The sequence below is a fragment of the Synechococcus sp. F70.1 genome, from assembly GCF_047502745.1.
GTDB lineage: Bacteria > Cyanobacteriota > Cyanobacteriia > Thermostichales > Thermostichaceae > Thermostichus.
On the sequence record NZ_JANSJL010000095.1, the window covers coordinates 51974 to 72573 of the forward strand.

The 20600-nt window shown below is 60.5% G+C and carries 19 protein-coding genes; 6 read left to right on the forward strand and 13 right to left on the reverse strand.

Annotated elements, in window-relative coordinates; all coding sequences use genetic code 11:
• Nucleotides 1-10: 10 nt before the first annotated feature.
• Nucleotides 11-1624: a bifunctional phosphoribosylaminoimidazolecarboxamide formyltransferase/IMP cyclohydrolase gene (purH, locus tag NW860_RS09600; RefSeq protein WP_414513865.1), complete on the forward strand. Its 1614-nt coding sequence runs from the start codon at nucleotides 11-13 to the stop codon at nucleotides 1622-1624.
• 10 nt (nucleotides 1625-1634) lie between these two features.
• Here purH and NW860_RS09605 read toward each other — a convergent pair whose 3' ends face one another.
• From NW860_RS09605 to NW860_RS09620, 4 genes are all read right to left on the reverse strand, one after another.
• Nucleotides 1635-2417 (reverse strand): transporter substrate-binding domain-containing protein, encoded by a 783-nt coding sequence (locus NW860_RS09605; protein ID WP_414513867.1) that lies wholly within the window; start codon nucleotides 2415-2417, stop codon nucleotides 1635-1637.
• A 23-nt stretch (nucleotides 2418-2440) separates the two neighbouring features.
• Complete coding sequence (gene rplT, locus NW860_RS09610) at nucleotides 2441-2797, reverse strand: 50S ribosomal protein L20 (RefSeq protein ID WP_414395127.1); 357 nt, start codon at nucleotides 2795-2797, stop codon at nucleotides 2441-2443.
• Between the two features lie 80 nt (nucleotides 2798-2877).
• Nucleotides 2878-3078, reverse strand: coding sequence for a 50S ribosomal protein L35 (gene rpmI, locus NW860_RS09615; RefSeq protein ID WP_414395125.1), 201 nt, complete (start codon nucleotides 3076-3078; stop codon nucleotides 2878-2880).
• Between the two features lie 92 nt (nucleotides 3079-3170).
• Entirely contained in the window at nucleotides 3171-4403 is a 1233-nt protein-coding gene (locus tag NW860_RS09620; protein WP_414404757.1) for a class I SAM-dependent methyltransferase, read from the reverse strand.
• A 61-nt stretch (nucleotides 4404-4464) separates the two neighbouring features.
• Between NW860_RS09620 and glcD the strand changes: the two genes are divergently transcribed.
• Nucleotides 4465-5955: a glycolate oxidase subunit GlcD gene (gene glcD, locus NW860_RS09625; RefSeq protein ID WP_414395122.1), complete on the forward strand. Its 1491-nt coding sequence runs from the start codon at nucleotides 4465-4467 to the stop codon at nucleotides 5953-5955.
• Here glcD and NW860_RS09630 read toward each other — a convergent pair.
• From NW860_RS09630 to NW860_RS09640, 3 genes are all read right to left on the reverse strand, one after another.
• Nucleotides 5952-7817 carry an AAA family ATPase gene (locus NW860_RS09630; RefSeq protein ID WP_414513870.1) on the reverse strand — a complete coding sequence of 622 codons (1866 nt, stop codon included), beginning with the start codon at nucleotides 7815-7817 and terminating at the stop codon, nucleotides 5952-5954. The genes glcD and NW860_RS09630 overlap by 4 nt on opposite strands.
• Nucleotides 7818-7900: 83 nt before the next feature.
• Nucleotides 7901-8449 (reverse strand): phycobiliprotein lyase, encoded by a 549-nt coding sequence (locus NW860_RS09635; RefSeq protein ID WP_414395120.1) that lies wholly within the window; start codon nucleotides 8447-8449, stop codon nucleotides 7901-7903.
• 47 nt (nucleotides 8450-8496) lie between these two features.
• Nucleotides 8497-9039: an HNH endonuclease gene (locus NW860_RS09640; protein ID WP_414412221.1), complete on the reverse strand. Its 543-nt coding sequence runs from the start codon at nucleotides 9037-9039 to the stop codon at nucleotides 8497-8499.
• Between the two features lie 119 nt (nucleotides 9040-9158).
• Here NW860_RS09640 and NW860_RS09645 point away from each other — a divergent pair, with 119 nt between their 5' ends.
• Both NW860_RS09645 and pip read left to right on the forward strand, forming a co-directional pair.
• Nucleotides 9159-11360, forward strand: a complete 2202-nt coding sequence (locus NW860_RS09645; RefSeq protein ID WP_414395116.1) for a glycoside hydrolase — start codon at nucleotides 9159-9161, stop codon at nucleotides 11358-11360.
• Between the two features lie 14 nt (nucleotides 11361-11374).
• Nucleotides 11375-12325 carry a prolyl aminopeptidase gene (gene pip, locus NW860_RS09650; protein WP_414513873.1) on the forward strand — a complete coding sequence of 317 codons (951 nt, stop codon included), beginning with the start codon at nucleotides 11375-11377 and terminating at the stop codon, nucleotides 12323-12325.
• Between the two features lie 42 nt (nucleotides 12326-12367).
• On the opposite strand, the gene NW860_RS09655 is transcribed toward pip, so the two are convergent.
• The 6 genes from NW860_RS09655 to pstS all read right to left on the reverse strand — a co-directional run bounded on the left by NW860_RS09655 (nucleotide 12368) and on the right by pstS (nucleotide 17753).
• Nucleotides 12368-12544: a hypothetical protein gene (locus tag NW860_RS09655; protein ID WP_414425330.1), complete on the reverse strand. Its 177-nt coding sequence runs from the start codon at nucleotides 12542-12544 to the stop codon at nucleotides 12368-12370.
• Between the two features lie 449 nt (nucleotides 12545-12993).
• Nucleotides 12994-13821 (reverse strand): TlyA family RNA methyltransferase, encoded by an 828-nt coding sequence (locus NW860_RS09660; RefSeq protein ID WP_414513875.1) that lies wholly within the window; start codon nucleotides 13819-13821, stop codon nucleotides 12994-12996.
• 65 nt (nucleotides 13822-13886) lie between these two features.
• Nucleotides 13887-14714, reverse strand: coding sequence for a phosphate ABC transporter ATP-binding protein PstB (gene pstB, locus NW860_RS09665; RefSeq protein ID WP_414395110.1), 828 nt, complete (start codon nucleotides 14712-14714; stop codon nucleotides 13887-13889).
• 36 nt (nucleotides 14715-14750) lie between these two features.
• Nucleotides 14751-15650, reverse strand: coding sequence for a phosphate ABC transporter permease PstA (gene pstA, locus NW860_RS09670; protein ID WP_414513878.1), 900 nt, complete (start codon nucleotides 15648-15650; stop codon nucleotides 14751-14753).
• Nucleotides 15651-15656: 6 nt separating this feature from the next.
• Nucleotides 15657-16649 carry a phosphate ABC transporter permease subunit PstC gene (pstC, locus tag NW860_RS09675; RefSeq protein WP_414513880.1) on the reverse strand — a complete coding sequence of 331 codons (993 nt, stop codon included), beginning with the start codon at nucleotides 16647-16649 and terminating at the stop codon, nucleotides 15657-15659.
• Nucleotides 16650-16673: 24 nt separating this feature from the next.
• The gene (pstS, locus tag NW860_RS09680) at nucleotides 16674-17753 is read right to left on the reverse strand and encodes a phosphate ABC transporter substrate-binding protein PstS (RefSeq protein WP_414513882.1); all 1080 of its coding nucleotides are present in this window, start codon (nucleotides 17751-17753) and stop codon (nucleotides 16674-16676) included.
• Between the two features lie 348 nt (nucleotides 17754-18101).
• Between pstS and rplI the strand changes: the two genes are divergently transcribed.
• Both rplI and dnaB read left to right on the forward strand, forming a co-directional pair.
• On the forward strand, nucleotides 18102-18563 hold the full coding sequence (gene rplI / locus NW860_RS09685) for a 50S ribosomal protein L9 (protein ID WP_011430393.1): 462 nt from the start codon (nucleotides 18102-18104) through the stop codon (nucleotides 18561-18563).
• A gap of 110 nt (nucleotides 18564-18673) precedes the next feature.
• Complete coding sequence (gene dnaB / locus NW860_RS09690) at nucleotides 18674-20449, forward strand: replicative DNA helicase (protein WP_414513912.1); 1776 nt, start codon at nucleotides 18674-18676, stop codon at nucleotides 20447-20449.
• The last annotated feature ends 151 nt before the right edge of the window (nucleotides 20450-20600 follow it).

Genomic DNA, 20600 nt, shown 5'->3' on the forward strand with positions numbered 1-20600 from the left:
CCGACAACCTATGCCTACTCAGCCCTTCCCCCCTTTGGCCCTCCTCAGCGTCTTTGATAAAACCGGCCTTGTCCCCCTAGCTAAGGCACTTGTCCAGGAGCACGGCTTTCAACTCCTCAGCAGCGGCGGTACGGCCAAGGTGCTCTCTGAAGCTGGGATCCCGGTTACCCCCATCTCGGCCCACACCGGTGCGCCGGAGATTCTGGGGGGACGGGTGAAAACGCTGCACCCCCGCATCTACGGCGGCATCTTGGCTCGCCTGGAGCGCCGCGAAGACCGGGCAGACTTGGAGGCGCTGGGGATCCCGCCCATCCAACTGGTGGTGGTCAACTTCTACCCTTTCGAGCAGACGGTGGCCCAACCCGGAGTGGCTCTGGAGGAGGCTTTGGAGCAGATTGACATCGGCGGGCCGACGTTAGTGCGGGCAGCGGCCAAAAATTATCCCTATGTTACGGTGCTCACGGATCCCAGCCAGTACCCTCAGTATTTGCAACTGCTCTCTGGCTCCTCCAGCGAGGCGGAACGGCTGGCCTTTCGCTTCCAGTGTGCCCGCCGCGCCTTTGAGCGGGTCTTAGCTTACGACCGCGCCATCGTCAACTATCTGGCCCGCTCAGAGCTGTCCCAACCCTCTCAACCTCCAGCTTCTGCAGGCGCTGCTGAACAGGTTTTTCACCTGCAAGGGATCCCGTGGCAACGCCTGCGCTACGGGGAAAACCCCCACCAGGCTGCCACCTGGTATGTGGTGGATGCGGCTGCCCCTGGCTGGCATCGAGCCAAGCAGTTACAGGGGAAAGAGCTAAGCTACAACAACCTGCTGGATCTGGAAGCGGCCCGCGCCCTGGCGGCAGAACTGAGCATAGGACTTGCCAACGGCTCTAAGCCAGCGGTAGCGGTGGTTGTCAAGCACAACAACCCCTGTGGGGTAGCCGTTCGCCCAACCCTAGCTGCTGCTCTGGAGGCTGCTTTGGCTGCCGATCCCGTTTCCGCCTTCGGGGGCATCGTTGCCCTCAACCAAACCTTGGATGCGGAGACCGCCCGGCGGCTGGCGGAGCCTTTTTTGGAGTGCGTGGTCGTCCCGGGCTGCACGCCTGAGGCAGCTGAGCAGCTGGCGGCCAAAAAGAACTTGCGGCTTTTGGTTCTGCCGGACTTTGAGGTGGGGCCAGCCCAAACCGTTCGTACCTTGGCCGGCGGCTTTCTGGTGCAAGAGGCCGACCGGCTGCAGGGATCCGTTCGCCAACCCTCCTGGCAGGTGGTGACCGAGCGCCAGCCTACCCCCGAGGAGTGGGCGGATCTGGAGTTTGCCTGGATAGTCTGCAAACACGTGAAATCCAACGCCATCGTCGTTGCTCGCCAGGGGCAAACCCTCGGCATTGGAGCAGGCCAGATGAACCGGGTGGGGGCCGTCGAGCTTGCCCTTCGCCAGGCCGGTCCACGGGCCGCGGGAGCGGTTTTGGCCAGCGACGGCTTTTTCCCCTTTGCCGACAGTGTCGAGGCGGCAGCCCGCGCTGGGATCCGCGCCATTATTCAGCCGGGAGGCAGCATCCGCGATGCCGACTCCATTGCCGCCGCCAATGCTGCGGGTATTGCCATGGTCTGCACTGGCATTCGTCACTTTTGGCACTGAGGGCAGGAGCTTAGGGCAGACCCCAGGCTCTGGCCCGCTCTGCCAGCCAGCCCTCGGCACGCAGGTTTTCTAGCTCGCGGCGCACCCGCAGCCGCAATTCAGCGTGATCTAGCCCTTTGGGCATGGCAATCCCCAGCCCCACCGCCCCCAGGGGGGATCCCAAAAACTGGAACTGGGGGTGCTCCGCCAGCCACCCGGCCAGCACCGACCGGTCTGCTGTCCAGGCCTGCACCGATCCTTTCAAGAGCAACTCCGCCCCTTCCTGATAGGAATCCACCGGCACCAACTCGACCCCTGGAAGGTAGCGATTGAGGTGAGGAATAGCGGCAGATCCGCGCAGGACGGCAACGCGAGCGCCGCGTAGCTCCGACCAGCTTGTCCAGTTCTGGGAGCGGGCCACCACCAAGCTGGGGCCATCCTGATAGTAGGCAGAGGTAAACTCCACCTGGCGGGCCCGATCCGGCGTGATGCCAATCTGGGCAACGGCCAGATCCACCTCCCCCCCGGCCACTGCCTGCAGCCGCTCCACGTTGGTCACCGGCACCAGCTCCACCGCCTCTCTTGACCCCAGGAGCCGGGATCCCAGCTCGCGGGCTAGCTCAATCTCAAACCCCTGCAGCTTGCCCTCGGGATCGCGAAAGCCCAGCGGCCTCAAGTTGTCTTTGACCGCAACTCGCAACTGCCCCGAACGGACAATCTCCGGCCAAGGGCGGGCGGCGGCAGGGCTCCCCCTTCCCAGGCAAACCAAAGCCAAGCTGGCCGCCAAGCAAGATTTCTGGATTGCCGCGGCCAACGGAGACCAGGATCCCATTCCCCCTAGGAAGCGCGGGACTGGCGGGCTGCTTCCACCACCCGGGTAAAGGCCTCGGGATCCAGGAAAGCCAGGCGGGCCAGCATTTTGCGGTTGAGCTGGATATTGGCTTTTTTGAGGCCGTCGATGAATTCGCTGTAGCGCAGGCCCTGGGCGCGGGTGGCGGCATTGATGCGGGCAATCCAGAGGCGGCGGAAATCCCGCTTCTTGCGGCGGCGATCCCGGTAGGCGCTGCGCAGGGCTTTCATCACCTGCTGGTTAGCCGTGCGGAACAGCTTGGAGCCAGCTCCGCGGAAGCCTTTGGCCAGCTTGAGGATCTTCTTGCGACGCTTGCGAGCAACGTTGCCGCGTTTAACTCTCATAGCAGTAACCCAATACCGGCAAGTACACCTTGCAATTGACAAGCCCAAAGACTTTTGGCTGGGCCGCAACCGGTGAGGACCTAGTGGGCGTTGGGCAGCATCAGGCGCACGTTGGCCAGATCCTGTTTGCTCACCAGGGCCACGCCAGCCAACTTGCGTTTGCGGTTGCTGGTTTTGTGCTCGAGCAAGTGGTTGTGCCCCGCCCGGCGGCGCATAAACTTGCCGTTGCCGGTGAGGCGAAAGCGTTTTGCGGCGGCCTTGCGAGTTTTGATTTTGGGCATGGGAGTGAGCTGGAGCAAAGTCACAGCCTTCCAGCATAGGGTAGAAAGGCCTGGGGGAGCAAGTTCTCTCCGCAACTAAGTGGCGAGGGCGCTCAAAAACCGTTCTCTTGCGGCTCCAACAGCAGCACTTGCCAGCGCAGCAACTGCTGTAGCTGCGACCAGCTTAGGGGAGAGGCTAGGCTCTCTTGAATGGCTTGGACGGTGCGGATCCCGTCTACCTGCTGCAGGAAGGCAAAGGCCTCCTCGCTTAGGGAAATGGCCTCGTAGGCGTAGTTGAAAATGCTCCGCCCCGGCCACAGGCCCAGGCAGGGACTGAGGTGGGCCACAGCCGAGGCCACAGCTTCTGGACTGGTCCATTCCCAGCGGGGGAGGGGGGGCCTGCCAAGAAACAGCTCGTAGTGGGCCACCACCGGGTCCAGCAGCTCAATCAAGCGGTAGCGCTCCAGCTCCGGCAGTTGAGCCGCCTGGGCCAGTAGGGCCTCGTCCTGCCCCAACACCCGTTCCAGCCGCCAGAACTCGGGGTTGGAAAAGCGCAGAAACTGCAGCCCTGAAGCCCGAATGAGCTCAAACAGGGTCTCAATGTTGTAGTCCACCTCCTGCGGGTGCAGGTACATGTCAGCAAAGCATTCGTCGTCCACGTTCTCAAGGGCCCAGCGGGCCTGTTCCTGCTGCTGGATGCGGTTGCTTGCCGGCAAGATCTCGAAAAGGCGGCGACCTACCTGGAGGCCCTTTTGCAGTTGCTCGGGGGAGGCGAGAGGTTGGTGTTCGGAGCCGGTGACCAAGAGGCGAATGGCCTTCTGCATCAGGCGAATCTCATGGCGGCCCAGCTCGCCGTAGACAAACAAATGCAGGATCCCGCCAGGAGCTAGTTTGCTCGCTAAAGCCTGCAGCCCCGCCACCGGGTCTGGCAAGTGGTGGAGCATGCCCACGCAGTTGATGAAGTCGAACTGCCCTGGCAGCCGGTCGATGTCGTAAACGTTGAGCTGGCAAAACTGCACTGGCGGCGCCTGGGAAGCCCGACAGCGAGCCTCGGCAATTTCAAGGGCGCGGCTACTTAGGTCAAAAGCCCAAATTTCGGCGTCGGGATTCTGGTGGGCGATATACTCCGTCCCTACTCCTGAGCCGCAGCCGGCATCCAAGATGCGCACCTTGCGCCGGCCCGGATGGGATCCCGTGCAAAAGGCATAGGCCTGGGGCCAACTCCAGCGCCAGTTCCACCCCGGCGGGGGAACAGTGCCGATGGGCTGCGGTGGGAAAGGGTAGAGCTCGTAGAGCTGCCGCACTTGCTGGAGGATCTCTTCTGCACTGCGGGAGGAGGGCTGCATAGGCGCTGTCGGGTTAAGCTGGACCTCAAGACTCCAGAGACGATATCCCCCTGCAGTTTAAATGGTTGTCCGCTCCTCTCACCTTTTGCAAACCGGCCTGACTTTCGATTGGATCAAGCTGACGGCTGAGCTGAAAAAGGTTTTGGATCCCAAGCGGGTGATTAGCAAGCCGGAGGAGCTGCTGGTCTACGAATGCGACGGGCTGACCAGCTACCGGCAAAGGCCGGCTCTGGTGGTATTGCCGCGCACAACAGAAGAGGTGGCCCAGGTGGTAAAGCTGTGCAGCCGCTACGGGGTGCCCTTTGTGGCGCGGGGATCCGGCACTGGGCTATCGGGGGGAGCGCTGCCTGTGGAAAACAGCGTCGTCATCGCTACCACCCTGATGAAGCAAATCCTGGAAATCGACTTGGAGAACCGCTGCATGGTGGTGCAGCCGGGGGTGATTAACGCCTGGATTACCCAGGCAGTGGCTGCCCAAGGCTATTTCTATGCCCCGGATCCCTCTAGCCAGTCAGTTTGCTCCATCGGCGGCAATGTGGCGGAAAACTCAGGCGGCGTCCACTGCCTCAAATACGGTGTAACAGCCAATCACATTCTCGGCCTGACGGTGGTGCTGCCGGATGGGGAGGTGGTGCGCTGGGGGGGCAAGATCCCGGAGATGCCCGGCTACGACTGGGTGGGCCTGTTTGTCGGCTCCGAGGGCACCCTGGGGATTGCTACCGAGATTACCCTGCGCTTGCTCAAGGCGCCGGCCCAGGTGCAGGTTTTGCTGGCGGATTTTAACAGTGTCGAGGCAGCAGGAGCTGCCGTTTCCGACATCATCGCCGCCGGGATCATCCCTGCTGGCCTGGAGATCATGGACAACTTCAGCATCAACGCCGTTGAGGATGTGGTGCAGTCGGGCTGCTACCCACGGGATGCGGCGGCCATCTTGCTGGTGGAGGTGGACGGCCTGGAGCTGGAGGTGGAGGAAGCCAGCCAGCAGGTAAAGGCCCTGTGCCTAAAAAACGGGGCGCGCCAGGTGCAAGTTGCCTCCAGCCCAGAAGAGCGGGCGCGTCTGTGGAAGGGGCGCAAGGCAGCCTTTGCCGCCATGGGCAAGCTCAGCCCCAACTACTACGTCCAAGATGGGGTGATCCCCCGCAGCCAGCTCGCCTATGCCCTAAGAGAAATCGAGCGCCTCAGCCGCGAATACGGCTACCCAGTGGCCAACGTGTTTCATGCCGGCGACGGCAATCTGCACCCCTTAATCCTCTACGACGAGTCGGTGCCGGGATCCCTAGAGCAGGTGGAAAAACTGGGGGGCGAGATCCTCAAGCTCTGCGTGCGTCTGGGGGGCAGCATTTCTGGCGAGCACGGCATCGGTGCCGACAAGCGCTGCTACATGTCGGAGATGTTTACGCCCACAGACTTGGAGAGCATGCAGTGGGTGCGGCAGGTGTTCGACCCGCAGCGCCTCGCCAACCCCGACAAGATCTTTCCCACTCCCCGCACCTGCGGCGAGGCAGCCCACGCCCACCGGCAACCGGAATGGCAAGGGATCCCCGTTTTCTAGCTAACCTGTCGCTGCTGCTGCAGCTCGGCAAAGGCCTGGGCAAAGTCTTCCTGGCGGATGACCAGAGCCTTGGGATCCACCTCCTCAGAGGTGGCCCGGTGGCGGCGGATGGCAGCGATGGCGGCGCGGTTGCTCAATAGAGCAAGATCGGCCCCACTCCAGCCTTCCGTGCGCTCGGCCCACACCTCCAGATCCACATCTGGCCCTAGGGGCCGCCTGCGGTTGTGCACGGCCAGGATTTCCCGCCGTGCGGCGCGGTCCGGCAGTTCCACGCTTAGGTGCAGCTCCAGCCGGCCAGCGCGGGTGAGGGCGGGATCCAAACTGGCTTTGCGGTTGGTGGCAGCCACCACCAAGACTCCCTGGCTGGGGCGGATCCCATCCAGTTCGGCCAGCAGTTGGCCCAGGACGCGGTCGCTGACGCCGCTATCCCCGGAGTAACTGCCCCGCGCCGGCGCCAGGGTGTCGATCTCGTCGATGAAAATCACGCAAGGAGCGCACTGGCGGGCACGGGCAAAGAGTTCCCGCACCGCCTGCTCGGAGGATCCCACCCACTTGCTCAAGAGCTCTGGGCCGGAGACAGCAATGAAGTTGGCCTTGGCCTGGGAGGCGATGGCCTTGGCCAAGAGGGTTTTACCCGTGCCGGGCGGCCCGCTGAGGAGGATCCCTTTGGGCGCATGGGCCTGGGCCTGCTCGTAGAGCTCTGGGTGCAGCAGGGATCCCTCAATGGCCTCCTGCAGCACCTGCTTGGCCTGCTCCAGGCCGCCAATTTGATTCCAGCTCACCTGGGGCGACTCGACTTCCACTGAGCGCAACACCGCCGGCTTCACCTGTTGCAGAGCTTCCTGAAAGTCCGCTGCCGTTACTTTCAGGGATTCTGGGATAGGGGATTCCAGATCCGGCACCTGGCGCCGTAAGGCCGCATAGGCCGCCGCCTGGCACAGGCCGCGCAGATCTGCCCCCACAAAGCCCAGCGTTTGCTCTGCCAGGCTATCTAAATCCACATCCTCTGCTAGGGGCATGCTGCGAGTGTGAATGGCGAGAATTTCCCGCCGCCCCTCCCGATCCGGCACCTTGAAGACGATCTCGCGGTCAAAGCGCCCCGGTCGCCGCAGGGCCGGATCCAGGGCTTCGGGTCGGTTGGTAGCCGCTAGCACAACAATGCCTTTTTGGGCCACAAACCCGTCCATTAGCCCCAGCAGCTGGGCCACCAGGCGTTTCTCCACCTCCCCCTCAACGGTGCTGCGGTTGGGCACAAGGGCGTCAATTTCGTCGATAAACACCAGGCAAGGGGCAGACTTAGCCGCTCTCTCAAACAGCTGCCGCAGGCGTGCCTCCGCCTCGCCGTAGTACTTGCCCACTAGCTCCGGGCCAACCACGGCAATGTAGTTCACCCCCAAACTCTCGGCCAGGGCGCGGGCCGTCAGGGTCTTGCCAGTGCCAGGGGGGCCAACCAACAACACCCCCCGCGGCGGCTCTAGCCCCAACTTGGCCAGTAGCTCGGGCCGCTTGAGGGGGATCTCCACCAGCTCCCGCAAGGCTTGGAGTTGCTCCTTGAGTCCCCCCACGTCCTTGAGGCGCAGCCCCGACCTCGACTCTGGGCGCTCAGCGGAGATTGGCCCACTAGCCTCGGGGGCTTCCTGAGAGCAGGTTGCAGCCATCCCCTGGAGCTTGCTGCTCCAGCCGGGATCCCCTGTCTGGAAGTGGCGGGGGATAGAACCAGAGCGAGGGATGGAGGTCGATAGAGGCCGGGTCTGGAGGCGGATCTCGGTTCGCAGTTCTCCACTTTGTTTTTTCTCCTCCAGCTTTTGGGCCAGCTCGATCAGCTGCTCTATGCCCTGGATAAAGTTGCTGAGAGCCACCATAGCCGGGCTTTCCCCACCAGTTGACCTGCCAATGGAATCCTCCCCAGCCTTCCAGCCAACTCCCAAGAGGGGGAAGCTGGCGCCTAAGCCGCCGCTGGGCTGGGAGAGGGGCTGGGCGGGAGTTTGCGCACCTCAGAGCAGAAGGAAGCCATGCTAAAGCCGCCGAAGCGCTTAACAAGGCTGGTCCGCAGGCGCAGGTTGGGGCTGGCAAACCAAATGCGCTCCTCCGACTCAGTCATCTCGTACTCGGTGTAGAGGGTGAGGGCGCCATCGGCTCCCATCACGTAGGTACCGGCCACCGGCACTTTCTCGGCATAGCCTTGATCCCGCAACAGTTGCCCGCGCATGGGGTTGTCAGGATCAGGAATTGGGACCAGCACCACCTCGCCCTTGTACTCTTCGTTGTCCCAGTCCTGCTCCCCATTCCACTGGACTCGCGCCGCCCCCACGGCTCGCCGTGGATCTACCTTGAACAGCTCGCAAACCCGAATGACTTCCGGATCGGTTGCTGCCAGGGTAACAATTTGCAGCTGCGACCTTCCCCCTTCAGAGCGGCGAAAGGCCAGGTGATGGCTGGTGCGCTGACACATCCACTCGCCAGCGCTGAGGGCAAAAAACTCCATTACGGTCATCATGGCCGACGCGGATCCTCATCGATAGCAACCGGGATTTGCCGATTCTAGCTTGGGCTGTAGCTAGCGGTTTGTTCTTGCCGAGTTTGCTGTTGCCGCCAGAACTGCTCTGCAAAGGCCACGGTCGGATGGAGGGGAGCTCGCGGCTTACTGCGCAGGATCATCCCCGCCTCTTCGGGGGTGCGGTCGCCCTTGCGCTGGTTGCAGCGCTCGCAGGCAGTCACCACATTGTCCCAGGTGTGGGAACCACCGCGGGAAAGAGGAATAACGTGGTCTAGGGTCAGGTTATGGGTGCTGCCACAGTACTGGCAGGTGTAGTGATCCCGCCGCAGAACCTCGCGCCGAGTAACAGGAGGCACCCGCCAGGGCCGCTCTTTGCCCTTGATGGTGAGGCGAATGTGCTCAGGCACCTCGATGACCCGGCTGGGGGAGCGCACCTGCCACACCCGCACATCCATCATCCTCAGCGGCTCTGCTTTGCCTGTTAGCAGCAGTACAATCGCCCGCTTAATATTGACCCGGCTAATGGGCAAATAGTTTTGGGAGAAGACGACAATCGACTGTTCTAGAACGTTGGTGGCAGCAGTCATGGCCTGGCTTTTCCATCTGCCGCCATTGTCTTGGGAAATTGGGCCAATGGCAAGTTGGTTCTCTAGAGACCTGGACAGATGGGCTACTATCCGGGTGATGGTTGGAGCCCGTGCCTCCCATGACCCACCCCCTGTATGTTGCCCTGGTTTGGCACCAACACCAGCCCCTCTACAAAAGTCCGCTGGCAGGCAAATATCGCTTGCCCTGGGTGCGCCTGCACGGGATCAAAGACTACTTGGACTTGGTTTTGCTGCTGGAGCGCTATCCCCGCTTGCACCAAACGGTTAACCTAGTGCCTTCCCTGATTGTGCAAATTGAAGACTACGTGGCCGGCTCGGCCTTCGATCCCTACTTGGAACTGACCCTCTCCCCCGTTGAAAAGCTTACCCTGGAGCAGCGGCGCTTTATTGTCGAGCGCTTCTTCGACAGCCACTACCCCACCATGATTGAGCCCTACCCCCGCTATCGCCAACTCTACGAACAGCGGGAATCCCAAGGGATCAACTGGTGCCTACAGTACTGGACACCGCAAGACTTCAGCGACCTCCTGGCCTGGCACAATCTGTCCTGGTTTGATCCCCTCTTCCACGAAGATCCCGAGATCGAGGGCTGGATCAAGATGGGATCTGGCTTTACCCTTTCGGATCGGCAGCGGATCTACGCCAAGCAGCAGCAGATCCTAGCCGCCATCCTGCCCCAGCACGCCAAGTTGCAAAGTAGCGGCCAACTGGAGCTGACCACCAGCCCCTACACCCATCCCATCTTGCCTCTATTGGTGAGCGAGCGCTCGGCGCGGGTGGCTCGGCCTGGCCTGCCCCTGCCCCGCTACCCCTTCCACTGGGAGCAGGATGTCCACAGCCAGCTGGAGCGGGCCAAGCAGATCTACCGGGAGCGCTTTGGCCGCGAGCCGCGGGGGTTGTGGCCTTCCGAACAGGCGGTCAGCCCCGCTATCGTGCCTATCGTGCGCAAGCAGGGCTTTGAGTGGATCATCTCTGACGAGGGAGTGCTGGGCTGGAGCCTGGGCCAGCCCTTTCACCGCGACGGGCAGGGCCATGTCCTCGAGCCGGAAAAGCTCTACCGCCCCTACCGTCTGGAGAGCGAGGCAGGGGATCTGGCCATTGTCTTTCGGGATCACCGCCTTTCCGATCTCATTGGCTTTAGCTACAGCGCCATGCCTGCCGACGCTGCCGCCAAGGATCTCATTGGACACTTGGAGAACATCCGCAACCGCCTGCCTCCCGAACAGCCTTGGCTGGTCACCATTGCTCTGGATGGGGAAAATTGCTGGGAGTACTACCCCCAAGATGGCCGGCCCTTCTTGGAAAACCTCTACGCCCGCCTCAGCCAGCACCCCGCGCTGCGCCTAGTGACGGTCTCGGAGTTTTTGGAGCAGTTTCCCCCCACCGAGTTTCTGCCCGCAGAACAACTGCACAGCGGCTCCTGGATTGAGGCCGACTTGACCACCTGGATTGGGGATCCCGTCAAAAACCGCGCCTGGGAGCTCTTAGCCCAGGCCCGTCAGGTGATTCAAGATCACCCCCGCGCCAACCCCCAAGCCTGGGAAGCTCTGTGGGCCGCCGAGGGATCCGATTGGTTCTGGTGGTTTGGGGCAGGGCACTCTTCCGCCCACGACGCCGTTTTCGACCAGCTGTTTCGGGAACACCTGCAGGCAATCTACATCGCCCTGGGGGAGGCGGTGCCGGCGGTGCTGCAGTTTCCCCTCGAGGATCACGACGGCCTAGGGGATCGGCTGCCGCAGGGGTTTATCCATCCCGCCATCAACGGCCGTCCCAGCGAACGGGAGTGGAGCCAGGCTGGACGGGTGGAGATTAGCGCCGCCAGGGGTACCATGCACCGCAACAGCGCCGTCCGCCGCCTCTGGTATGGCTTCGATCACTTCCACCTCTATCTGCGGCTGGATTTTAACTCAGTGGTGCAGCGGCCCAAGCAATTGCTGGTGCTCTGGTTTTATCCCAACTGCATTACCCTTAACAGCCCCATCCCTCTGCAGGGACTACCCGCAGAAGCCCCTCTCAACTACCTCTACCGCCACCTGTTGAGGCTGTCGCTGCCGCCCCCTAGTCAACGCCCGGCGGAGGTAGAGGCTCAACTTCTCCAAGCAGGGGAGTACCACACCTGGCACTCCCTCAGCCATCAGGTCAAGGCCGTGGTAGATACCTCCCTGGAGGTGGCCATTCCCTGGAGCAATTTGGGCGCCCAGCCAGGGCAGGAGCTGCAGTTTGCCATTGTGGCTGCTGACGGCGAAACCTTTCTGGAAGGGATCCCCCCCAAGGCCACCATTGCCCTGCGTAGACCCTAGCAAGTATCCCGCCTATGCAGCGCGAGCTTTACCCTCCCATCGAGCCCTACGACCAGGGCTTTCTGCCCGTCTCTTCCCTGCACACCCTCTACTACGAGCAGTGCGGCAACCCAGAGGGCAAGCCAGTGGTGTTTCTGCACGGGGGCCCAGGGGGCGGGATCGAGCCTCTCTACCGCCGGTACTTTGATCCCCGCCGCTGGCGAGTGGTGCTGTTTGATCAACGCGGCTGCGGCCGGAGCCGCCCCTACGCCGAGCTGCGGGAGAACACCACCTGGGATTTGGTAGCCGATATTGAGAAGCTGCGCCAGCACTTGGGCATTGAGCGCTGGTTTGTCTTCGGAGGGAGCTGGGGCAGCGCCCTCGCCTTGGCCTATGGCCAGACCCACCCCAACTCCTGCCTGGGCTTTATCCTGCGCGGTATTTTCCTGCTGCGCTCCTTCGAAATTCGCTGGTTTTACCAGGAGGGGGCCAGCTACCTTTTCCCCGATGCCTGGCAACACTACCTCGAGCCCATTCCCCCCGAGGAACGGGGTGACCTGCTGGCAGCCTACTACCGCCGCCTTAACGACCCCAATCCGCAGGTGCGCCTGAAGGCAGCCCGTGCCTGGGCCATCTGGGAGGCCAGCACCAGCAAGCTTATCCCCAGCCCTGAACTCATCGAGCGCTTTGGCCAGGAGAGCTTTGCTGAGACCCTCGCCCGCCTCGAGTGCCATTACTTCATCCACCGCGGTTTTTTGGAGACAGAGGATCAACTCCTCAAGGGGGTAGAGCGCCTGCGCCACCTGCCAGCCGTCATCGTCCAGGGGCGCTACGACGTCGTCTGCCCTCCTCTTTCCGCCTGGGAGTTACATCAGGCCTGGCCGGAGGCAGAGTTTCACCTGATCCCCGACGCTGGCCATTCCATTACCGAGCCTGGGATCCGCACCGCCCTCCTGGCGGCCACCGATCGCTTTGCCCAGCTCTAAGAACGGCTGCAAAGAGGGCCTGCCGTTGCCTAGCAGCAAGCCTCAGCCTGACTCAAACTGAAGGGCTTCAGGATCTACGTAGTAGCAGCGGGCATTGTCCGCACAAATGAGCGCCCAGCCGTTGCAGTTAGCCTCGACTAGGATGTACTCCGATTGCGGGATAAAATGACCCTGGTGGTTGCGGGTCTCCTCCTTGATCCAGACCGTCTGATAGTTCATCCCAGCGTCCCTCCAACTCTCCTCAAAAAGACTTAAGAACAGGACTTAACCTTGCTGCAAGCAGTGGCAAAGCTAGGCAAAAACTAGAGGCAACAAACTCAACCCCTTCTCGAGGTTCAGTAACCGAGCGCTCGGGTTTAGGTCAGCTAGGCAATACCTTTAACTGGGTAAGAGAAGTCTAGCACTGCCTCTATGAGAAGAGCGTTAAGAGTTACAGACTAAGGCAAAAAGCTCTGGATTTTCGTAAACTCTTGTTGCAAAATTGGCTCGAGCCCGCTTAGGCTTCTTCAAATGACCCGTGGTGAATCCTGCAACCCATTGAGGCGGCGATTCCCTCCCTCCGTCAAGTTGGATTTGACACCAGCAATCTGCTACCAGCGTGCCCCTGTTTTTTTCAGTTCCAGCGCCGCCAAGGTCAAGTCTACCCCGGGTTTTAGCTCAGCGCGGAGCTACGGGCACAGAGCTGCTCTTGCCTGCTCGCTCATCTGCTGAAGTGCACCGAGGTCGGGGAGAGGGATCCCTTCCCCTTCAGCAAGCCATAGCCAGTACTCGATGTTGCCGGCAGGGCCAGTGATAGGCGACCACGTATAGCCCTGCACCCGCCAACCGCGACTCACTGCCGCCTGCATCACCGTCTGGAGCACGCGGGCGTGGATAGCCGGATCCCGCACTACCCCCCTTTTGCCCACCTGGCCTCGGCCCGCCTCAAACTGCGGCTTGACTAGCAGCAAGGCTTCCCGCGGCGAGCGCAACAGCTTCCACAGAGGATCCAACACCTTAGTCAGGGAAATAAAGGAGAGATCCACCACTGCCAGATCCGGCCAGTTGGGAGTGGGCACCTCGGTTCCGTAGAGATCGGCTGGCTGAAGATAGCGCAAGTTGGTTCGTTCCTTAAGGATTACCCGCGGGTCAGTTCGCAAAGACCAGGCCAATTGGCCATAGCCCACATCCACCCCATAGACCCGCTGCGCCCCTCGTTGCAGGAGGCAATCGGTGAAGCCCCCAGTGGAGATGCCAGCATCCAAACAGATGCGACCCTGGACTTGAATGGGAAAAGCTTGCAGTGCCCCCTGAAGCTTCTCTCCTCCTCGCGAGACAAAAGCAGACTTGGCCTGGATGTGGACTACAGGATCTCCGCTTACCCACGTCCCGGCTTTTTCCGCCCGTGCTCCGTTGAGGAAGACTTCTCCCGCCAAGATAGCCCGCTGCGCCTGCTGGCGCGAAGAAAAATACCCTCGCTCCACCAGCCAGGTATCCAGGCGGACTCGCTCGGCCATGCCCTAGCCACTGGCCTTCCACTCCATCAAGATAGACGACCGGGATCCCTTCTGTCAGCCGCGACTTAGCCAAAGCGCCCGCTCACATACTCTTCCGTCTCGCGGTTGGCGGGAGAGTTGAAGATCTTCTCGGTGCGGTCAAACTCTACCATTCGTCCGTAGCGGATCCCTCTCTCGTCAAGTTCAGTGTTGAAGAAGGCAGTGAAGTCGGACACGCGAGCTGCCTGCTGCATGTTGTGGGTGACGATGATGATCGTGTAGCGACGGCCCAATTCCTTAAGCAGCTCCTCAATGCGCAGCGTAGAAATAGGATCCAGCGAGGAGCAAGGCTCGTCCATTAGAATTACCTCCGGCTGAATGGCCAGGGTGCGGGCAATGCAGAGACGCTGCTGTTGTCCACCGGAGAGGGAAAGGGCGCTCATCCTCAACTTATCTTTCACCTCATCCCAGAGAACGGCCTGGCGCAGTGCCCGCTCCACGAGCTCGTCCAGATCCCCCTGGTAGCCATTAATCCGGGGCCCAAAGGCAATGTTGTCGTAGATGGATTTGGGGAAGGGGTTGGGCTTCTGAAACACTAGGCCAACCCGCCGCCGCACCTCAGAGGGATCCACATCCGGGTCGTAGATGTTTTTCCCGTGGAAGATAACGGAGCCTTCTACCCTTGCCCCTGGGATTAAGTCATTCATGCGGTTGAAGCAGCGCAAAATAGTGCTCTTGCCGCAACCTGAGGGTCCAATAAAGGCTGTGATGTGATTTTTCGGGATCTTCAGGGAAACCTGCTTAACCGCCAAGTGGGAGCCGTAGTAGACGCTCAGATCCCGCGTCTCTAGTTCAACCTCCAACCGGGTGGATTGCTCAGGAGAGCCCGACTTGTCAGAGAGTGGAGAGCGCATAGGCGTGTTGAAAAGAAGATAACGTCACTGCAAGGCTTAGATAGTGATGGCTTCTTGGCGACGACTCACAAGGAGCCGGAAACTGACGGTGGTAATCAGGACCAAAATCACCAGAGCCAAAGCCCCTCCCCAGGCAAGCTTCTGCTGGTTTTCAAAGGGGACAAGGGCAAAGTTGTAGATCAACACAGCCAGCGAGGCCGCTGGCTTCAACAAGCCGCTGGGCCAGAGAAAGCTAAACAAAGCCGTGAAGATCAGGGGCGCCGTCTCACCTGCAGCGCGGGCAATGGCCAACGTCACCCCCGTCAGGATCACCGGCAGAGCCGCTGGCAACACCACGCGAAACACCGTCTGCACTCGCGAAGCCCCCAACGCATAGGCAGCAGCCCGCGTATCGGCCGGCACCAGGCGCAGCGCCTCTTCACAGGACAAAATGATGATAGGCAGGGTCAGCACCGATAGAGCCATCCCGCCGGCAAGGGCCGAGAAAGTTTTGGTGGAAAGCACCAGCACCCCATAGGCAAACACCCCGGCAATGATGGAGGGAACCCCCGTCAACACCTTGATAACGAAGCGCAGAAAGGAGGCCGTGGGGCTGTTTTTGCCAAACTCCGAGAGATAGATGGCTGCGAATAGACCAATGGGGAATGTGATGGAGATAGCAATCGACACCACAATAATCGTCCCCAGCACCGCATTGCCAAATCCGCCCACCTGATCGCCCGGAGGAGGGGGAAGCTGGGTCAGCGTCTGCCAGTTCAGGCGCTCGATGCCCCTGGTGAAAACGTAGTAGAGGATGAGAGCCAGCACAAAAATGGCGAAGATGCTGGAGATAGCTGTCAGCGCTGTCATTCCTACATCCAAGAAGATGCGCTGCCAGGGCTTCGCTCTGCGCTTAAACAAATTGTCTTGCTCTACCGCCTGCACTTGCGCCGTCATGTTCCTCTACTCCCACGAAGCTGTTAGCGCAAACTTGACACGGCGTATCATCAGCTCCGCCGCAATGTTAACCACCAGAGTGATGGCTAACAGAATCAAGGCCACATACATAAGTGCTGCAACCTGCTCGGGGCCCGCTTCCGCAAACTCGCTGGCCAATAGGGCTGGGATGCTGCTGGCAGGAGCCAGAAGCGAGATGCTAACGCCGCGGGCATTCCCAATCAGCATCGCTACTGCCATCGTCTCCCCTAGGGCGCGTCCCAAACCCAAAACCACCGCTCCCAGGAGGCCGCCAATTGCTGCCGGCAGCACGACACCAAAGATGGCTTCCCAGCGAGTGGCTCCCATCGCATAGGCAGCCGCCCGCAACTCTGGCGGAACGGACACCAGCACTTCCCTGGCGATGGCAGTAATGATGGGGATGATCATGATCCCCAAGACAACCCCCGATGTCAGCATCCCAGGCCCTACTGGTGGTGTGCTGAAAATGGGCAGCCAGTTGAAGTGCTGGAACAAAAACATCTGTACAGGGCGGAAGAAGGGGATGAAGATAAACATCCCCCAAATGCCGTAGACCACACTGGGAATGGCTGCCAGCAGCTCCACCACGATGATCAAGGCTGTGCGCAAAGGCTTGGGCAAAAAGTCCTCGCTCAAAAAGATGGAGATGCCAAAGCTTAAGGGAACGCCCACGATCAGAGCAATCAGAGAAGTTACCAGTGTGCCGTAGATCTGGGGCCAAGCACCGTAGTCGTTCACAACAGGATCCCAGGTGGTGCCCCAGAAAAAGCCCAGCCCGAACTTCCGAATGGCAGGTAGCGCCTGAATCCCAATCTCCAGGGCAATCCACAACAGTAGGAAAGCCGAGAAAAAGACGGCGATCCGCGTTGCCCAAATAAATAGCCAGTCGCGCCGGCGCTGGAAGACGGGCCGGGGCCGAAATAGAGAACTGCTCTCCGAAAAGGTAGTGGTCATCTGCTGGGTAGGGGTAGTGGTCATCTGCTGGGTAGGGGGTACAAACCTCTACGGAGTGATTTTTTCCAGGGCAGCCAGAGATTTCTTTCGCGTTTCCTCCGGCAAAGGCACATAGCCCAGCGGCTCCGCAAAGGATTGCCCTTCGGTGAGGCCGTAGCGAAGAAACTCTTTGACAGCCTTGGAGGTTTCAGCTTTGGGGTAGACTTGGTAAGCCAAGATCCACGTGTAGCCCACAATGGGGTAGGAGTCTTCCCCTGCGGGATCTGGGTCAACCCCCAGCAGCCGCTCGTCGAGCTTGATTCTCGCCAGCGCTGCCTGCTCCGTCTCAACTTTGGGGACGACGAACTTGCCTGCCCGGTTTTCCAGGCGAGCGAAATTTAGCTTGTTGAGCTTAGCAAAGCCGTACTCCACATAGCCGATTGAGCCAGAAATCTGCTTGATTTGTTCAGAAACGCCTTCGTTACCGCGAGCTCCCACGCCAGTTGGCCAGTTCACGGAAGAGCCACGGCCCACTTTTTGCCGCCATTCGGGGCTAATGGCGCTGAGGTGGGTGGTAAAGATGTCGGTGGTGCCACTGCCATCAGAGCGGTGCACAACAGTAATCGGCAGATCTGGGAAAGTCACCCCTGGGTTAAGGCCAGCCAGCAGCGGATCGTTCCATTTCTTGATCTTGCCCAGGAAGATATTGGCCAGCGCCAGGCGAGAGAGGCGAATTTCAGGACCTACGCCGGGGACGTTATAGGCTGCCACCAATGCCCCGCCCACCATAGGCACGGCCACCATGCCCTTGGGAGGGTTGGCTTCACTCTCAATCTTGCTAATCTCCTCAGGACGCGGCACGCTATCAGTGGCGCCGAAGTCGACAGTGCGGGCCACAAATTGCTGACGGCCAGCGCCGCTCCCCACCGATTGGTAGTTGACTTGGATGTTGGGGTTTTTCTTGCCAAATTCTTGGGCCCACGTTTGGTAGAGGGGGGCCGGGAAGGTAGCTCCAGCGCCGTTGATGGTTATCGTCTTCTGCTGGGCAAACACTCGCTGCCAGCCGGCCTGACTTGCCGCAAAACCAGCAGCAACTGCCGACAAGGACTTAAGGAAAGAACGACGACCCAAGGAATGCGACATCAACATACAGAGATCTCTCCACTGAAGAGCGTGTCCTAGCCCAGGTCAAAAAGCTGCAACTGTGAAACCTAACTCCAAGAGTTCAGTCCACTGGGCCGAAGAAAGCACACGATCTCGTTGAGACCGCAGCCTTTGCAACTCAGCCGTTAAATGTAACGTAAGGTCAACCCTTTTTTGGTTAACAAGAGGTTAAATTCAGGTTATTTCTAGGTTATTTCTAGGCCCAGCAGCCGAGGTCGCGACTGTCGGGCTTAATCAGGGTAGAGACCCCAGGGGGAGGCTGGGGCTGGGCTGACATTGGTCGGGGGAATGCCTAGAATAGAGGACTGTCAAGAGAGTGGGTGCCTTCCTCCTATGGCAAAAGATGTGCAGGTGATGCTGCGCCAGGCGGTTCCTGGGCTCGGCAAGCCGGGAGAGGTGGTGAGTGTCAGGCCGGGCTATGCCCGCAACTACCTTTTCCCGCGGCAGATGGCGGTGCGGCTTACGCCTGGACTTCTCAAGGAGCAGCAGATGCGGCGGGAGCAGGAAGCAGCCCGCAAGCTGGCTGAGAAGCAACAGGCGGAAAACTACAAAAAGGCTTTGGAGACGATTGGCCGTTTTGTCATCCGCAAGAAGGTGGGCGAAAAAGACCTGCTCTTTGGACAGGTAACTGCCAGCGATATTGCCGAGGTGGTGCTAGCTACCAGTGGCCTCGATATTGACCGCCGCAATGTCCTACTCGATGAGGAGATCAAGAAAACTGGGGTTTACCTGGTGCAGGTGAAGTTACACCCCGAGGTTACTGCTACGCTGCGCATTCAGGTCACGCCTGAGTAGAAAAGAGGTTCTGGTTCAGACGGCTATGCCCACTTGGCCCGCTGCGCTAGGGTGTGCAGCCTAGCAGTCGGAGAGCGGGGGAGAGCTTGGTTTTTCTACCCTGGCTGGTGGTGATTAGCGATTACGACCTGACCGGTGGGGATCGGCTTCCGCCTCAGAACATCGAAGCTGAGGAGGAGATCTTGGGCGGCATCCTCCTTGACCCTGAGGCGATGGCGCGGGTGGCGGAGCTCTTGCGGCCTGAGATGTTCTACCTCTCCGCCCACCAGGAGATCTACCGAGCTGCTCTGCAGTTGTACAGCCAGGGCCAGCCCACTGACCTGACCACTGTTTCTGCCTGGTTAGCAGATCACCAGCTCTTGGAGCGGGTGGGAGGAACGGCGGCAATTCGCCGCCTAGTGGAGCAGACGGTTAGCAGTGTCAACATCGACCAGTATGCCCGTCTGGTGGTGGACAAATACATGCGCCGCCGGCTGATTCAAGTCAGCAACACCTTGGCGCGTCTGGCCTACGACACTAGCCAGCCTCTCCCTCAGCTCCTGGATCGAGCCGAGCAAGAGGTGTTCAGCCTCACCCAGGAACGGGTGCAGCGCAGCCTTGTTCCAGCCTCGGAAGTTTTGGTAAACATCTTCTCAGAGTTGGAGGAGAGGTTCCAGAGCGGGGCTCAGATCCCTGGGATCCCGACCAAATTCATTGACCTCGACAACCTGACCCAGGGCTTGCAGCGGTCGGATTTGGTCATCCTAGCCGGCCGTCCCTCGATGGGAAAGACCAGCCTGGCTCTTAACATTGCCCAAAATGTGGCTGCCTACGTCAAGCAACCGGTGGCCATCTTCAGCCTGGAGATGTCGCGGGAGCAACTGGTGCAGCGGCTCTTGGCCAGCGAGGCGCGCATTGATAGTAGCCGTCTGCGATCCGGGCGCATCAGCGAGAATGAGTGGCAACGCCTGGGGCAGGCGATTGGCTTTTTGTCGCAACTGCCTTTGTTTATCGACGACACGCCCAACTGCACGGTTACAGAAATTCGCTCTAAGGCGCGGCGTCTGCAGGTGGAGCAAGGAGGGACGTTGGGGTTGGTGTTGATCGACTACTTGCAGCTAATCCAGGGATCTGAGTCCGACAACCGGGTGCAGGAATTGTCGCGCATTACCCGCGGCCTCAAGGCGCTAGCCAAAGAGCTGAGGGTGCCGGTGCTGGTGCTATCTCAGCTCAGCCGGGCAGTGGAGTCGCGCTCAGACAAGCGTCCGCAACTGGCAGATTTGCGGGAGTCGGGTTGTCTAGCCGGCGATACCCGCGTGAGGGACGTGGATCGCGGCAAGATCTGGCGGCTGGAGCAACTGGCAGCCCTGCCGCCTTCAGCAGAACTGCCGCGCCTGCTCAGCCTCAATGGGCGCGGGCGGCTGGTGCCCCAACAGCCAGTGAGGGTATTTTGCAGTGGGCGGCAGCCCACATGTCTTCTAAAAACTCGCCTCAACTTTTCCATTCGTGCCACTGGCAACCACCCTTTCCTAACTCGGGACGGCTGGAAAACCCTCGACGAGCTGCAACTGGAGGAGGAGGTGGCGGTGGTGGTGCAGGAGGGGTTGATCTGGGATCCCGTCGTCTTCATTAGCGAGCCGGGGGAGCCGCAACCGGTTTACGACATCGAGATGCCCCGCCACCACAACTTTGTGGCCAACGGCCTGCTGGTGCACAACAGCATCGAGCAGGATGCCGACGTGGTGATGATGATCTACCGGCCCGAGTACTACGATCCCAACACCAGCGATCGCGGAATTGCGGAGGTAATTGTTGCCAAACACCGCAACGGCCCCACGGGCACGGTGCGCCTTTTGTTTGAAAGCCAGTACACCCAGTTTCGCAACTTGGCGGATCCCTATCGGTGAGCGAAAGCCGCGGTAGAGAAGGACAGCCCCAGGCGTGCGAGGTGTTAGCCTGAGATTGCCCCCCTAAGGCAGGTCGCTGTTGCTGGCTACCTCCCTCTCTGCCTAAAGCCATATGTTCAAAAGCCTGTTGATCGCCACCGATTGCCGCGAT

Coding starts and splice junctions, on each gene's coding strand:
- rplI (WP_011430393.1), top strand. CDS start 18,102: ATGGCAAAAGATGTGCAGGTGATGCTGCGCCAGGCGGTTCCTGGGCTC.
- pstB (WP_414395110.1), bottom strand. CDS start 14,714: ATGCGCTCTCCACTCTCTGACAAGTCGGGCTCTCCTGAGCAATCCACC.
- pstA (WP_414513878.1), bottom strand. CDS start 15,650: ATGACGGCGCAAGTGCAGGCGGTAGAGCAAGACAATTTGTTTAAGCGC.
- NW860_RS09635 (WP_414395120.1), bottom strand. CDS start 8,449: ATGACCGTAATGGAGTTTTTTGCCCTCAGCGCTGGCGAGTGGATGTGT.
- NW860_RS09630 (WP_414513870.1), bottom strand. CDS start 7,817: ATGGTGGCTCTCAGCAACTTTATCCAGGGCATAGAGCAGCTGATCGAG.
- NW860_RS09645 (WP_414395116.1), top strand. CDS start 9,159: ATGACCCACCCCCTGTATGTTGCCCTGGTTTGGCACCAACACCAGCCC.
- pstS (WP_414513882.1), bottom strand. CDS start 17,753: ATGTTGATGTCGCATTCCTTGGGTCGTCGTTCTTTCCTTAAGTCCTTG.
- rpmI (WP_414395125.1), bottom strand. CDS start 3,078: ATGCCCAAAATCAAAACTCGCAAGGCCGCCGCAAAACGCTTTCGCCTC.
- NW860_RS09655 (WP_414425330.1), bottom strand. CDS start 12,544: ATGAACTATCAGACGGTCTGGATCAAGGAGGAGACCCGCAACCACCAG.
- NW860_RS09660 (WP_414513875.1), bottom strand. CDS start 13,821: ATGGCCGAGCGAGTCCGCCTGGATACCTGGCTGGTGGAGCGAGGGTAT.
- NW860_RS09620 (WP_414404757.1), bottom strand. CDS start 4,403: ATGCAGCCCTCCTCCCGCAGTGCAGAAGAGATCCTCCAGCAAGTGCGG.
- glcD (WP_414395122.1), top strand. CDS start 4,465: ATGGTTGTCCGCTCCTCTCACCTTTTGCAAACCGGCCTGACTTTCGAT.
- purH (WP_414513865.1), top strand. CDS start 11: ATGCCTACTCAGCCCTTCCCCCCTTTGGCCCTCCTCAGCGTCTTTGAT.
- pstC (WP_414513880.1), bottom strand. CDS start 16,649: ATGACCACTACCCCTACCCAGCAGATGACCACTACCTTTTCGGAGAGC.
- rplT (WP_414395127.1), bottom strand. CDS start 2,797: ATGAGAGTTAAACGCGGCAACGTTGCTCGCAAGCGTCGCAAGAAGATC.
- NW860_RS09640 (WP_414412221.1), bottom strand. CDS start 9,039: ATGACTGCTGCCACCAACGTTCTAGAACAGTCGATTGTCGTCTTCTCC.
- pip (WP_414513873.1), top strand. CDS start 11,375: ATGCAGCGCGAGCTTTACCCTCCCATCGAGCCCTACGACCAGGGCTTT.